The sequence below is a fragment of the Candidatus Eisenbacteria bacterium genome, assembly GCA_016235265.1.
GTDB lineage: Bacteria > Eisenbacteria > RBG-16-71-46 > RBG-16-71-46 > JACRLI01 > JACRLI01.
Genome location: JACRLI010000011.1, coordinates 1 through 13,466, shown reverse-complemented (window position 1 = coordinate 13,466; position 13,466 = coordinate 1). Strand labels below are relative to the sequence as shown.

The 13,466-nt window shown below is 70.0% G+C and carries 12 protein-coding genes; 8 read left to right on the top strand and 4 right to left on the bottom strand.

Going from position 1 to position 13,466, the window contains the following annotated elements; all coding sequences use genetic code 11:
• Positions 1–98: 98 nt before the first annotated feature.
• From HZB25_05665 to HZB25_05650, 4 genes are all read left to right on the top strand, one after another.
• Complete coding sequence (locus tag HZB25_05665) at positions 99–2,225, top strand: S46 family peptidase (protein ID MBI5836710.1); 2,127 nt, start codon at positions 99–101, stop codon at positions 2,223–2,225.
• Between the two features lie 198 nt (positions 2,226–2,423).
• Complete coding sequence (locus tag HZB25_05660; GenBank protein ID MBI5836709.1) at positions 2,424–3,659, top strand: PLP-dependent aminotransferase family protein; 1,236 nt, start codon at positions 2,424–2,426, stop codon at positions 3,657–3,659.
• Between the two features lie 3 nt (positions 3,660–3,662).
• Positions 3,663–5,081, top strand: a complete 1,419-nt coding sequence (locus tag HZB25_05655) for an aminotransferase class V-fold PLP-dependent enzyme (GenBank protein ID MBI5836708.1) — start codon at positions 3,663–3,665, stop codon at positions 5,079–5,081.
• 166 nt (positions 5,082–5,247) lie between these two features.
• On the top strand, positions 5,248–6,732 hold the full coding sequence (locus tag HZB25_05650) for a nitronate monooxygenase (protein ID MBI5836707.1): 1,485 nt from the start codon (positions 5,248–5,250) through the stop codon (positions 6,730–6,732).
• Positions 6,733–6,823: 91 nt separating this feature from the next.
• Here HZB25_05650 and HZB25_05645 read toward each other — a convergent pair whose 3' ends face one another.
• From HZB25_05645 to rocD, 4 genes are read right to left on the bottom strand one after another with little or no spacing between them, the layout of a single operon-like run.
• Positions 6,824–7,282 carry a hypothetical protein gene (locus HZB25_05645; GenBank protein MBI5836706.1) on the bottom strand — a complete coding sequence of 153 codons (459 nt, stop codon included), beginning with the start codon at positions 7,280–7,282 and terminating at the stop codon, positions 6,824–6,826.
• Between the two features lie 12 nt (positions 7,283–7,294).
• A complete protein-coding gene (locus tag HZB25_05640; protein MBI5836705.1) occupies positions 7,295–8,668 on the bottom strand; it encodes a GTPase in 1,374 nt (457 codons plus the stop codon).
• A gap of 39 nt (positions 8,669–8,707) precedes the next feature.
• Positions 8,708–9,646, bottom strand: coding sequence for an ornithine carbamoyltransferase (gene argF / locus HZB25_05635; GenBank protein ID MBI5836704.1), 939 nt, complete (start codon positions 9,644–9,646; stop codon positions 8,708–8,710).
• Positions 9,647–9,662: 16 nt separating this feature from the next.
• Entirely contained in the window at positions 9,663–10,901 is a 1,239-nt protein-coding gene (gene rocD, locus HZB25_05630) for an ornithine--oxo-acid transaminase (protein ID MBI5836703.1), read from the bottom strand.
• A 194-nt stretch (positions 10,902–11,095) separates the two neighbouring features.
• On the opposite strand from rocD, the gene HZB25_05625 reads away from it, so the two are divergent.
• The 4 genes from HZB25_05625 to HZB25_05610 all read left to right on the top strand — a co-directional run bounded on the left by HZB25_05625 (position 11,096) and on the right by HZB25_05610 (position 13,330).
• A complete protein-coding gene (locus HZB25_05625; GenBank protein ID MBI5836702.1) occupies positions 11,096–11,554 on the top strand; it encodes a chemotaxis protein CheX in 459 nt (152 codons plus the stop codon).
• A gap of 68 nt (positions 11,555–11,622) precedes the next feature.
• A complete protein-coding gene (locus HZB25_05620; protein MBI5836701.1) occupies positions 11,623–11,856 on the top strand; it encodes a CDGSH iron-sulfur domain-containing protein in 234 nt (77 codons plus the stop codon).
• Positions 11,857–11,927: 71 nt separating this feature from the next.
• Entirely contained in the window at positions 11,928–12,341 is a 414-nt protein-coding gene (locus tag HZB25_05615) for an MOSC domain-containing protein (GenBank protein ID MBI5836700.1), read from the top strand.
• Positions 12,342–12,406: 65 nt separating this feature from the next.
• On the top strand, positions 12,407–13,330 hold the full coding sequence (locus HZB25_05610) for a DMT family transporter (GenBank protein MBI5836699.1): 924 nt from the start codon (positions 12,407–12,409) through the stop codon (positions 13,328–13,330).
• The last annotated feature ends 136 nt before the right edge of the window (positions 13,331–13,466 follow it).

The window sequence follows — 13,466 nt, the reverse complement described above, 5'->3', positions numbered from 1 at the left end:
TCATCGCATTGGGCCGCCCCTTCACACTTCCGCGCTCCCGGTGACACCGGGATCTCACGAACGCGCGGCGTCCCCCGGGACGCCGCCGGGGGGAATGCATGTCGCGCACCTTCTCCGCCTTCCGTCCTCCGGCCCTGCAACGGGCTCTCGTCGTCGCCACCCTGATCGTCACCTCGGCTTTCGCCTCGCCGGCCGTCCGCGCCGACGAAGGCATGTGGACCTTCGACAACCTCCCGCTCGCGAAGATGCAGCAGCGCTACGGCTTCACACCCACTCCGGAGTGGATCGCGCACGTGCAGAAGGCCTCGGTGCACTTCGGCGGCGCCTCCGGGGCGTTCGTGTCCCCGGACGGGCTGGTGCTCACCAACCACCACGTGGGCCTGGGGCAGCTGCAGAAGCTCTCGTCCCCGAAGGCCGACTTCGTGAAGGACGGCTTCTTCGCCCGCACCCGGGCGGAAGAGCTGCGCTGCCCGGACCTCGAATTGAATGTGCTCCTCTCCATGGAGGAAGTGACCGCGAGGGTGACCGCGGCCATCGATCCCGCGGCGGATGCCAGGAAGCAGAACGCGCAGCGCAAGTCGGTCTCCGCGCGGATCGAGAAGGAGGCCACCGAGAAGACGAAGCTGCGCTGCCGCGTGGTGGAGCTCTACCACGGCGGGGAGTACTGGCTCTACCGGTACAGGAAGTACACCGACGTCCGGCTGGTGATGGCGCCCGAGCAGCAGGCCGCCTTCTACGGCGGCGATCCGGACAACTTCTGCTATCCGCGCCACGACCTCGACATGACCTTCTTCCGGGTGTACGAGAACGGCCAGCCGGTGCGCCCCGCGGACTACCTTAAGTGGAACACGAGGGGCCCGGGCGAAGGCGACCTGGTGTTCGTCTCCGGCCATCCGGGCTCCACCAGCCGGCTGAAGACCGTGGCGGAGCTGGAGTACGAGCGCGACGGCGAGATCCCCGAACGCACCCGCATCCGGGAGCGGCAGCTCGCCGCGTACCGCGAGTACGAGGCCCGCGGAGCCGAACAGGCCCGCCAGGCCCAGGACCGCATCTTCGGGCTGGAGAATTCGCTCAAGCGGCTGCGCGGCTATCTCGAGGCGCTGCAGGGCGACCCGGTGAACCGGCACTACATCCTGCAGGAGAAGCGCCAGGCGGAGGACTCGCTCCGCTCGTGGGTGGCGCGGGATCCGAAGCTGTCCGCGGAGTGCGTCGGGGCTTGGGACCGGATCGCCGCGGCGGAGAAGGAAATGATGCGCCGTAACAAGGAATACCAGGTGCGCACGGGCTATCTGGGAGGCCGGCTGCTGGGCTTCGCCGGGGACATCGTGCGGATGGTGGCGGAAACCTCCAGGCCCAACGACCAGCGCCTCGAGGAGTACCGCGACTCGCACCTGGAATCGGTCAAGTACCAGCTGTTCTCGAAGGCTCCCGTGTACCCGGCGATGGAGGAGTACCTGTTTGCCGTGGGCCTGGAGGAGTGTCTCAAGGACCTGGGCCCGGAGGACCCGTGGGTGAAGCTGGCCCTGGGCGGGATGCAGCCGGCCGAAGTGGCGCACGAGTTGTTCGCGGGCACCCGCCTGGCGGACGTGGCATTCCGCCGGGAGCTGGTGCAGGGTGGGCGGAAGGCCGTGGAAGCCTCCACGGACCCGCTGGTGACGTGGACGCGCCGCATGGACGGAATGTACCGGGACCTGCGCAGCTGGTATGAGGAGAATGTCACCGGCGTGGAGTCGCTCGAGGGCGCGAAGATCGCGCGGGCGCGCTTCGCGATGCTCGGCAAGTCCACCTACCCGGACGCCACCGGCACCCTGCGGCTCACCTACGGGAAGGTGGCCGGCTACCGGCAGCTGACCACGCGGGTGCCCTGGAAGACCACCTTCCTGGGCCTGTACGACCGGGCCGAGAGCTTCGACAACCAGCCGCCGTTCCAGCTCCCGGCGCGCGTCGCGGCGGGACGGGCGAAGGTGGACCTGTCCACGCCGCTCGACTTCGTGACCACCAACGACATCATCGGCGGCAACTCCGGGAGCCCGGTCCTCAACAAGAACGCCGAGTTCGTGGGCCTGGTCTTCGACGGCAACGTGCAGGCGTTCCAGTGGAGCTTCGACTTCGACGAAGTGCAGGGCCGCACCGTGGCGGTGCACCCGGCGGCCATCGTGGAATCGCTCCGCCACATCTACGACATGGGCGCCCTGGCCGACGAACTGGAGGGGGCCGGAAGATAGTGCCGGAAGACCCCGGCGCGGATCGAGTCGGCCCGCGGGTGGCGACACCGGCCCGCGGGCCGTCGCTTGACCCGGCCCCGTTCCGGGCGTAGCGTAGTTGCGTGTGTCGTTGCGCCCGCGCGGCGGCGCCAGGTTCCTTGAAGGACACGGCCGCCGTTGCCGGGTGCCAACCCGGGAGGGGAGGAGCGCATGTCCACCATGCTGGACCTGAAGACGCCGTGGGGCGGCCGGTTCGCCCAGAGGACCGAAGGGATGACCAGCTCGGTCATCCGGGAACTGCTCAAGCTCACCGAGAAGCCCGACATCATCTCCTTCGCCGGCGGCCTGCCGGCGCCCGACGTGTTCCCGCTGCAGGAAATTCAGGACGCCACCCAGCGCGTGCTCGCCGAGCGCGGGGCGATCGCGTTGCAGTACGCCGCCACCGAGGGCTACCTGCCGCTGCGCGAACTGCTGGTGCGCCACATGGACCGCTACGGCATCCAGGTGAAGCCGGAGAACGTGCTGATCACCTCCGGCTCCCAGCAGGCGCTGGACCTCATCGGCAAGCTGATGCTCAACCCGGGTGACCGGGTGCTCACCGAGCAGCCCACCTACCTGGGCGCGGTGCAGGCGTTCAGCGCCTACCAGGCCCGCTACGTGACGGTGCCCATCGACGAGCACGGCATCCGGATCGAGCCGCTCGAGGACGCGATTCGGGTCGGCCCCAAGTTCCTGTACCTGCTGCCCAACTTCCAGAATCCCGCCGGCGTGACCATGAGCCTGGAGCGCCGCCGCCGCGTGGTGGAGCTGGCGAACCACTACGGCACCCCCATCGTGGAGGACGACCCGTACGGTCAGCTGCGCTACGAGGGCGAGCACGTGCACTCGCTGGTGAACGTGGACGCCGAGTACCACCACTGCGCCAAGGGCGAGGGCGCCTTCACCGGGAACGTGATCTACCTCAGCACGCTGTCGAAGACGCTGGCGCCCGGGCTGCGGATCGCCTGGATCGTGGCCCCCGAGGAGGTGATCCGGCGCCTGGTGCAGATCAAGCAGGGCGCCGACCTGCACACCAGCACGCTGTGCCAGCACATCGCGTACGAGGTGGCGAAGGGGGGCTTCCTGGACCGCCACGTGAAGCGGATCCGCGACGTGTACGGCTCCCGCCGCAAGGTGATGCTGGAGGCGCTGCGCGAGAACTTCCCGGCGCAGGTGCGCTGGACGCAGCCCGACGGCGGGCTGTTCCTGTGGCTCACGCTGCCGGGGCACTTCGACACCATGGAACTGTTGCGCGAGGCGCTGCAGGAGGGTGTGGCGTTCGTGCCGGGGGCGCCGTTCTATCCCAACGGCGGCGGCGGCGACACCATGCGGCTCAACTTCTCGTTCTGTCCGCCGGACACCATCCGCGAGGGCGCCCGGCGGCTGGCGACGGTGGTGAACCGGCACTTGAAATAGCGCATGAGGCCAACCCCGGACACCTGGCCGCTCGAGCCCGACCCCGAAGCCCTCCGTCGCATGATCGATGCGTGCGCGGACTATGTCGTGGACCACGTCGCCACGCTCCCGGAGCAGCACGCCGGCGACACCGACGGCGCCGCCGCGCTGGCAGCCACGTTCCGCGAGCCGGTGCCCGAGACGGGCCGGGCGCTGGAGGAGATCCTGGCCCGGCTGAAGCCGGCGGTGCTGAAGTCGTTCAACACCGCCGGTCCGGGTTACCTGGCCTTCATTCCCGGCGGCGGCCTGCCCACGGTGGCGCTGGCGGACTTCATCGGCCTGGTGGCGAACCGCTACGTCGGCATGGTGGCGCCTTCGCCGGCCCTCGCCCGCATCGAGGCCACCGCCATCGAGTGGCTGGCGGCGATAATGGGCTACGGCCCCGGCTCCGGGGGCATCCTCACCTCCGGAGGCTCGCTGTCGAACCTGAGCGCGGTGGTGGCGGCGCGCGCGGCGAAGCTGCCCGAGGACTTCCTGCACGGAACGCTCTACATCTCCGGGGAGGCGCACAATTCGGTCCAGAAGGCGGCCCGGACGGCGGGCTTCCCGGAGCGCTGCATCCGCCGGGTGCCCACCGACGCCCGCCTGCGGATGCGGGCCGATGAGCTGGAGAAGCTGGTGGTCGCGGACCGGGCGGCGGGGCTGAGACCCTTCCTGGTGGTGGCCAACGTGGGCAGCACCAACACCGGCGCGATCGACCCGTTGCCCTCCATCCTCGAGGTGGCCTCGCGCCACGACCTGTGGGTGCACGCGGACGCCGCCTACGGCGGCTTCTTCCGGATCGCCCCCGGCGGCGAGGCGCTCATGCCGGGCATCGAGCGCTGCGATTCCATCACCCTGGACCCGCACAAGGGACTGTTCTTTCCCTACGGCACCGGCTGCCTGCTGGTGCGCGAGCGGGAGTCGCTGCGGCGGCCGTACCGGGTGGCGGGGGCCTACCTGCAGGACATCACCGGCGGGGATGAACCGAACTTCAGCGATATCTCGCCGGAGCTGTCGCGGGAATTCCGGGGGCTCAGGGTGTGGCTGCCGCTGCAGCTCCACGGCCTGGAGCCGTTCCGCCGCCAGCTGGGGGAGAAGCTGGAGCTCACCCGCTGGGCCTACGGGCAGCTCAAGGACGACCCCCACTTCGAGATGCTGGACGAGCCCCAGATGTCGGTGGTGGCCTTCAGCGTTCGCGCTCCGGGGCGGGACCAGGCCGCGCTGGGGGCGGAGATCCTGCGCCGGGTGAACGCGCGCGGCCGGGTGTACCTCTCCAGCACCAGCATTGCGGGACGGTACGTCCTCCGGATCTGCGTGTTGAGTTTCAGGACCCATATAGAGCGGGTGCGGGATGCCGTGGAGAGCCTCAAGGAAGAAGCCCGGGGCCTGCTGGACAGCTGAGCCCGCCGTATGGCCCCGGGAGGGGGGCAAGTATCTTTGTCGCTTCCCTCGGCCGGGGATGGTATGATGCCCCGAAGGTAGGACCCCGTTCGTGGCGGTGGCGAAGCCATGGAGTTTTTCGGCTTCGTTGCCGCGTTTTGTTACACCCAGGAGCTCGAACCCACGCATGAAGCTACCGATCCTGATCCAGGGCGGCATGGGTATAGGCGTATCCGGCTGGCGGCTGGCAAACGCAGTGGCTTGCACGGGCCAGTTGGGCGTGGTTTCGGGCAGCGCGATCGACCACGTTTTCTCCCGGCGTCTCCAGCAGGGAGACCCCGGGGGACACCTCCAGGCTGCCCTGGCGCACTTCCCCGTGCCCGGCATCGTAGAACGCATCCTGGCCAAGTATTTCTGCCCCGGTGGCCGTCCTCCCGGAACCCCGTACCGAGCCCCCGTGATGTACCGCGCCGAGCCCCAGACCGAGGTCTTCGAGCTGAGCGTGGTGGCCAACTTCTGCGAGGTGTTCCTCGCCAAGCGGGGCCACGCGGGCCTGGTGGGCATCAATCTGCTCGAGAAGCTCCAGCTCCCGAACCCGGCGGCCCTCTACGGGGCCATGCTGGCGGGCGTGGATTTCGTCCTGATGGGCGCTGGCATTCCCCGCGAGATCCCGGGCGTGCTGGACCGGCTGACCCGGCAACTGCCGGTCTCCCTGAAGCTGTACGTGGAAGGGGCCCAGGCCGGCGACGACTTCCGGCTGCACTTCGATCCGGTGAAGGTGATGCAGTCGGTGCTGCCCGCGCTCAACCGCCCGCGCTTCCTGGCCATCGTGGCTTCGACCACCCTGGCGCTCTCCCTGGGCAAGCGTACGGGCGGGGTGGACGGCTTCGTGATCGAAGGCCCCACCGCGGGCGGGCACAATGCGCCGCCGCGAGGCGCCCCGGTGCTGAACCAGCGCGGGGAGCCCCAGTACGGCCCGCGCGACGTGGTGGATCTCGACGTGGTGGGCGGCATCGGTCTCCCGTTCTGGCTCGCCGGCTCCTACGCCCACCGGGACCGGGTGATCGAGGCCCGGGCTGCCGGCGCGCAGGGGGTGCAGGTGGGCACCGTGTTCGCGCTGTGCGAGGAGTCCGGTCTGGACCCGGCGATCAAGCACAAGCTGGCCCTCCAGGTGCTCGCGGGGACCACCGACGTGGTCACCAGCGCCACCGCCTCGCCCACGGGCTATCCCTTCAAGGTGGCTTCCCTGGGCGGGACCATGTCCGAGCCCTCCACCTACCAGGGCCGCGAGCGGGTCTGCGACATCGGCCTGCTGCGCACGCCGTATCGCAGGGAGGACGGCAAGCTGGGCTTCCGCTGCCCGGCCGAGCCGGTGGCGACCTTCGTCAAGCGCGGTGGCAAGCTGGAGGACACCCAGGGCCGCTGCTGCCTGTGCAACGGCCTGCTGGCCGGAATCGGACTGGGTCAATACCGCGAGGGTGGCCGGCGCGAGCCCGCCATCGTGACCATCGGGGATGACGTGCGGGCCATGGGCCGCTTCTACCGGGACGGGAAGTTGAGCTATACCGCCCGCGAGGTCGTGGCGGACCTGCTGGGGGAGGCGGCGCTGCTGCCGAATCTCGCAGTGGCGTCGCAGGACGCGGAGCCCGCGGAGCCCGTGGCCGAGACGTGATCCCCGCGGCAATCGCGACAGATTTCTCAGCAAATTCGAGGGCCCCGGCGCCGAGACGCCGGGGCCCTCTGCTCGTCCACCTCGGGATGGCTCAACCTTCGGTGCGGCCCTCGAACAGCTTGTTGAGATCCAGGGATGGCGTGCGCGTGCGGGTGGCCAGCGCCACGTAGGCTCCGGCGAGGCGGTCCTTGCCCGCCCCGAGCACGGTTCCCACCAGCCCCAGCGACTCCGCCAGCTCCCCGGGCGGGACCGCCGGGATGATGCGCTTCCAGATGACCTCCTCGAGAACGTTGAAGGCGGTCTGCACCTCGGAGAGATCGAATCCCGCGTTGAAGCGCTCCTTCGCCACCTGGTCGGCGTGCTCCAGCATCGGGGCCAGGTTGCGGTCCGCGACACAGCGCGCCGTGAGTTCGAACAGAGCCTGGAGCCTGCGTCGCACCGCCTCGTCACCGGCGGCCTCGTAGTGTTCCAGGTTGGAGCGTCGCACCAGCTCCCGGGCCTCCGCCAGGATGGACCCGGACTGTTGCGTCAGCAGTTCATGGACCTTCATACCCTCGCCTCCCTACTTCCTCCCGCCGGCCTGGGCAGACGCCACTCCCTTCCGGGCCAGCACGGCACCGAGAATCTCCTCCAGGTTGGGCCGGCCCTTCTCCTGCAGCCGGTAGCGGACCCGAACGATGGGCTTGTTGGGGTGAATGATGCGCGCCAGGTCAATGGGCGTGCCGCTCAGCACCAGGTCGCAGTCGGCCGCGTTGATCGCGTCCTCCAGCTCCTTGAGCTGCTCGGCGCTGTAGCCCATGGCCGGGAGCACGTCCACCAGCTGGGGATTGCGTTCCATCTCGAGCTTCAGCGCGCCGCGGCAGAAGGGCCGCGGGTCCACCAGGGATGCGGCGCCGTGCCGCTTGGCAGCCACGTAGCCCGCGCCGTAGCCCATGCCGCCGTGCGTGACGGTGGGACCGTCCTCGATGACCAGGACGCGCTTGCCCTTGACCGCCGCGGGGTCGTCCACCGTGAGCGGCGAATCGGCGTCCACGATGACGGCCCGGGGATTCGCCCGCTTCACCGCCGCGCGCACGGAAGCGATGTCCTCCGCGCGGGCCGAGTCCTCCTTGTTGATCACCACCACGTCGGCCATCCGGAGGTTCACCTCGCCGGGGTGGTAGGAGGTCTCGTGGCCGGGGCGCAGCGGGTCGGTGAGCACGATCAGGCAGTCGGTCTGGTAGAAGGCGATCTCGTTGTTGCCGCCGTCCCAGACGATCACGTCGGCCTCGGCCTCGGCGTGCTTGAGGATCTCCGCGTAGTCGCAGCCCGCGTAGATCACCATGCCGTTTTCGATGTAGGGCTCGTACTCCTCGCGCTCCTCGATGGTGACCTTCGCCCGGTCCAGGTCCTCGTAGCTGGCGAAGCGCTGCCACACCTGCTGGGCCAGGTCGCCGTAGGGCATCGGCTCGCGGATGGCCACCACGCGCAGGCCGCGGTTCTTGAGGATCTCGTAGACGCGGCGCGAGGTCTGCGACTTGCCGCACCCGGTGCGCACCGCGCACACCGCGAACACCGGCTTGGTGGCGGGCAGCTGCACGAAGCGCGGCGCCACGATGCGGTAGCTGGCGCCTGCGGCCAGGGCCTTGGCCGCCAGGCTCATCAGGTAGCCGTACGAGGTGTCGGAGTAGGCGAACACCACCTCGTCCACCCCCAGCTTCGGGATCAGGTCGGAAAGATCGTTCTCCAGGTGGGTGGGAATGCCCTTCGGATACAGCGGCCCCGCGAGGACGGGCGGGTAGGTGCGCATGGAGCCGACGGTGCCCAGGTTCTGCTCCGCCGCCATGGTGAAGCCCACCACTTCGGAGGACTCGTCCCCGCGGAAGTGAGTGTTGAAGACGTGGTAGTCCATTCCCGCGGCCCCCAGGATCAGGACCCGCTTGCGCCCGTTGTTCATAAAGCTCCTTTCAGCCACGCCAGTGCAGCACCGGCCGGCTCATGCCCCGGCCAGCATCACCATCAGCGCCTTTTGCGCGTGCATTCGGTTCTCGGCCTCGTCGAAGATCGCGGAGTTGGGAGTGCGGGAGGCGGCGTACTCGATCTCCTCGCCGTAGTGCGCGGGCAGGCAGTGCAGCAGCACGCAGCCGGGATCGGCGGCGCGCAGCAGCTCCGTGTTCACCTGCCAGCCGGTGAAGTCGTGCTGGCGCTTCGAGGCCTCGGCCTCCTGGCCCATGCTGGCCCACACGTCGGTGTAGATGACATCGGCGCCGCGGCAGGCCGACTTCAGGTCGTGGGAAACAGCGATCGAGGCGCCGGTGCCGGCGCCCATGGCGGCCGCGTCCTTCACGATCTCGGGCAGCGGGTCGTAGCCCTCCGGGCAGGCCACCGTGGTGTGCATCCCCAGCAGCGCCCCGCCGTAGAGGAACGACTGGGCCACGTTGTTGCCGTCGCCCACGAACACCGCCTTCAGGCCCTCGATGCGGCCCTTGCGCTCCTGGATGGTCTGCAGGTCGGCGAGGATCTGGCAGGGGTGCTCTCGGTCGGAGAGGGCATTGATCACCGGCACCGTGGAGTGCTTCGCCAGGCCGGCCACGATGTCGTGGCCGAACACCCGGGCCATGATCAGGTCGCACATCCGGGAGAGGGTGAGGGCGATGTCCTCGACCGTCTCGCGTTCCCCCAGCTTGATGTCGGCGGGGCCCAGGTAGATCGCGTGCCCTCCGAGTTGCGTCATTCCCGCCTCGAAGGACACCCGGGTGCGCAGCGAGGGCTTCTGGAAGATCATCCCCAGCGTCCGGCCCGCCAGCCGGAGGTGCGGCTTGCCCCGCGCACGCTCCGCCTTGAGCTGCGCGGCCAGGCGCAGGACCTCGAGGGTCTCCGCGGCGGAGAAGTCCCTGACTGAAAGATAACTGCGGCCTTTCACATCCACCCCCATCATCCACCTCCGAGTTTCAGGCCAGCACGCGCACGATGCGCTCCAGCGCCCAGTCCAGGTCCTTCTCCTCGATCACCAGCGGCGGCGCGATGCGCATCACGCTCTCCACGGTGTCCTTGCACAGCACGCCTTCGTCCTTGAGCTTCTTGCAGTAGCCCTTGGCCGGACCGGCCCCGGGCACCAGCTCGATGCCGATCAGCAGGCCCTTGCCGCGCGCCGCGCGCACCTTGGGCAGCTTGAGCGCCTGGAGCTTCGCCAGGAAGCTGCCGCCGACTTCCGCGGAGCGCTCGGCCAGCTTGTCACGCACCAGCACACGCAGCGCCACCCGGGCCACCGCGCAGGCCAGCGGGTTGCCGCCGAAGGTGCTGCCGTGGTCCCCGGGCTGGAACACGCCCAGGATCTCCTTCGACGCCAGCACCGCCGAGACCGGCATCATGCCGCCACCCAGCGCCTTGCCCAGGATCAGGACGTCCGGCTTCACGCCCTCGTGGTCGCAGGCGAACAGGCGGCCGGTGCGGCCCAGCCCGGTCTGGATCTCGTCGGCGATGAACAGCACCCGGTGCTTCGCGCAGATCTCGCGGGCCCGCTTGAGGTAGCCGGCCGGCGGCACCACGATTCCGCCCTCACCCTGGATGGGCTCCACCAGGAATGCCACGGTCTGGGGTGTGATGGCGCGCTCCAGCGCCTCGGCGTCGCCGTAGGGCACCAGCTTGAAGCCCGGGGTGAAGGGGCCGAAGCCCTCCCGGAACTGCGGGTCGTCCGAGAAGCTGATGATGCTGATGGTGCGACCGTGGAAGTTGCCCTCGCAGCACAGGATCTCGCCGCGGTCCTTCGCCACGCCCTTCACCTTCTCGCCCCACTTGCGCGCGGTCTTCAGGGCCGTCTCCACGGCCTCGGCGCCGCTGTTCATCGGCAGCACCAGGTCCTGGCCGCACAGCTCGGTGACCTCCTGGCAGAAGGGCCCGAACTGGTCGTTCTGGAACGCGCGGGAGGTGAGCGTGAGCACCCGGGACTGGGCCACGAAGGCCTCCACGATCTCGGGGTGCGAGTGGCCGAAGTTCAGGGCCGAATAGGCGCTCAGCATGTCCAGGTACTTGTGGCCGTCCACGTCCTCCACCCAGCAGCCGCTTCCCTTCGAGACGACCACGGGCAGCGGCGCGTAGTTCCGGGCGCTGTAGCGGTCAATCAGCGCGTTGTGCTGGCTGGTGCGGGTCGGGGTGTCGGTGGCGCCGAGCGGGGCGTCCGCGGGAGTCATGAGGGACCGTCCTTTCGTAGGGTGAGGCCTGCCGCCGGGCGGGGCCCCGGGGAGCGCCCGCGGAAGGGTCGCGCAGGCGCTGCCCGGGGGCTTCCCGATATTGTTCCCGCGCCTGAATATACCAGACAGGAGGGGGGGTGCGGCACCCCCGCCCGGGCTAAAGCAGCCCCGCGACGCGCCCGATAACTCAGGGCATGGAACGCCCCCAACTTGCAGTGGTTTCAGAGGACGCCCTCCAGGCCCTGACCGGAGCGGTGTGGAGGTCGCTCGCCGGCCTCGAGACCCGCCCGGCTGCCGCCGACGCGGACGTCGAGGGGGCCCTGACGGCCATGGTGCACTTTACCGGCGAGTGGGAGGGGGTCCTGATCCTGGACGTGACCCCCGGCCTGGCGCGCCAGGCGATGGCCCGGATGACCGGAGCCTCGCAGGACGAACTTCCCGAGGAAGAGCTGTACGACATGGTCGCGGAAGTCTCCAACATCCTGAGCGCCTCGCTGCTGCCCCGCCTGCCGCGCCCCTGCGAGACCTCGCACCCGAGGGTGGAGCGGCTGCTGGACGACCGTCGCCGCACCGCGGCGGGCGAGCCGGTCGCGCAGGTGCGCATGGCGTGCGAGGGGCACGCTCTTCGAGTCACCCTGCTGAAACGCCGCTGAGCCCCCAGCCTCCCCGCTGTGCTAGTCTACTCCCGGCCGGAAACCGCCAGCAGGGGAGGGACCTCGCCATGGCAGCAACCCGCATCACCGTGAATCCCAACGGATCCCTTCGAGTGGAAGGGGACTTCGAGATCGTGGACCCGCAGGGCAGTGTCTTCGGCCTGGCGGGACGCACCCGCGTGAGTCTGTGCCGCTGCGGCCAGTCGTCGGACAAGCCGTTCTGCGACGGGACGCACAAGACGTGCGGCTTCGCCTCGGTGGTGGTGGCGCGGGAGCTGCCCGCGCCGGGGGCGCCAAAGTGAGCGGGGCCGGCGTGAAGCCGTGGGCGGGTGAGGTGGTCTCGATCCACGTGGCCGCCGAAGGCTCCGCGCCGATGGAACCCCGCCGGGAGGTCACCGCCGTGCCGGGCAGGGGGCTGGAGGGCGACCGCTACCACGCCGGAGTCGGCACGTACTCCCGGAAGATGGAGCCGGCTCGCGAGGTGACGCTCGTGGAGACGGAGGCCCTGGACGCGCTGGAGCGGGAGTACGGCTACCGGCTCGCCCCGGGCGCCAGTCGTCGCAACATCGAGACCCGCGGCGTGCCGCTCAATCACCTGGTTGGCCGGGAGTTCCGGGTCGGCGCCGCGCGCCTGCGCGGGATCCGGCTGTGCGAACCGTGCTCGCACCTGGCCGCTCTGACGGATGCGCGCGCCCACAAGGGGCTGGTGCATCGCGGGGGATTGCGCGCCCAGGTGCTCGAGGGGGGCGCCATCCGCGTCGGGGACGCGCTGGAGGTGGTGGGCTGATTTCTCGAAGCCGGCCGGCCCGCCGCTCGCGGACCGGCAGCAACTCCGCGCGCGGCGAGGGGCCCATGGTGCGCGCCGGTCACCCCGCGCTCTATCCCGCAATCCTGGCGCACCTGTTCATCTCCCCGTTCACCTACATCGTGGCCAAGTACGCGGTGGGCGCGATGCCCGTCCCGGCGGTGGCGCTGCTGCGCTTCTACATCGCCGCGGTGGCGCTGTCGCTGCTGTGGCTGGGCACCGGCGGACGCCCCGGGCAGTTCAGCGCCCGAGACTGGCGGGGACTGGCCTGGCTGGGGCTGCTGGCGGTGCCGCTGAACCAGGGCATGTTCCTGTGGGGGATGCAGCGCAGCTCGCCGGCGCACGCCGCGCTGTTCTTCGCCACCACGCCGCTGCTGGTGCTGCTGGCCGGCGTGCTGCGTGGCGAGGATCGGTTCACGTGGCTGCGCCTGGGCGGGCTGCTGGCGGCGCTGGCAGGCGTGCTGCTGGTGCTGCTGGATCGCGGCCTGGCGCTCGACCGGCGCCACCTGGCGGGCGACCTGCTGATGCTGGTGGCGGTGGTGGCGTGGGCGCTGTACAGCGTGGAGAGCCAGGCGCGGATGCGCGAGCACCCGCCCATCACGGTGACCGCGGTGTCGCTGGTGCTGGGCGCGCTCATGACCCTGCCCGCCGCCCCGTGGGTATTCGGGGACTTCCGGCCCGCGGCCTACCCCGCGGCCGCCTGGGGCGCGGTGCTGTTCCTGGGCCTGGTCACCTCGGTGCTCTCGTACTACCTGTGGGTGTGGTGCCTCTCGCGCACCGAGGCCAGCCGCGTGGCGGTGTTCTCCAACTTCCAGCCGGTGCTGACCACGGTGCTGGCGTGGCTGCTGTTCCACGAGCGGTTCGCACCGCATTTCTTCGTGGGCGGGGCGCTGGTGCTGGCGGGGGTGGGGATGGTGCAGTGGTCGGGGGGGCGCGCGGCGGCCCCGGGCAGCGGGATGGCGGAGCCCTAGCCTGCTTTATTCGCGAGCGCCGAGAAGATGAGGGCCCCCTGCCGATTTCGCGGCTGGCTGGTTTCTTTCGCGGTGCCGGCGAGGCGCTACACGGCTGATTCTACCTCCGGAGCGGCCGATTGTCTGCGGCGGGAAG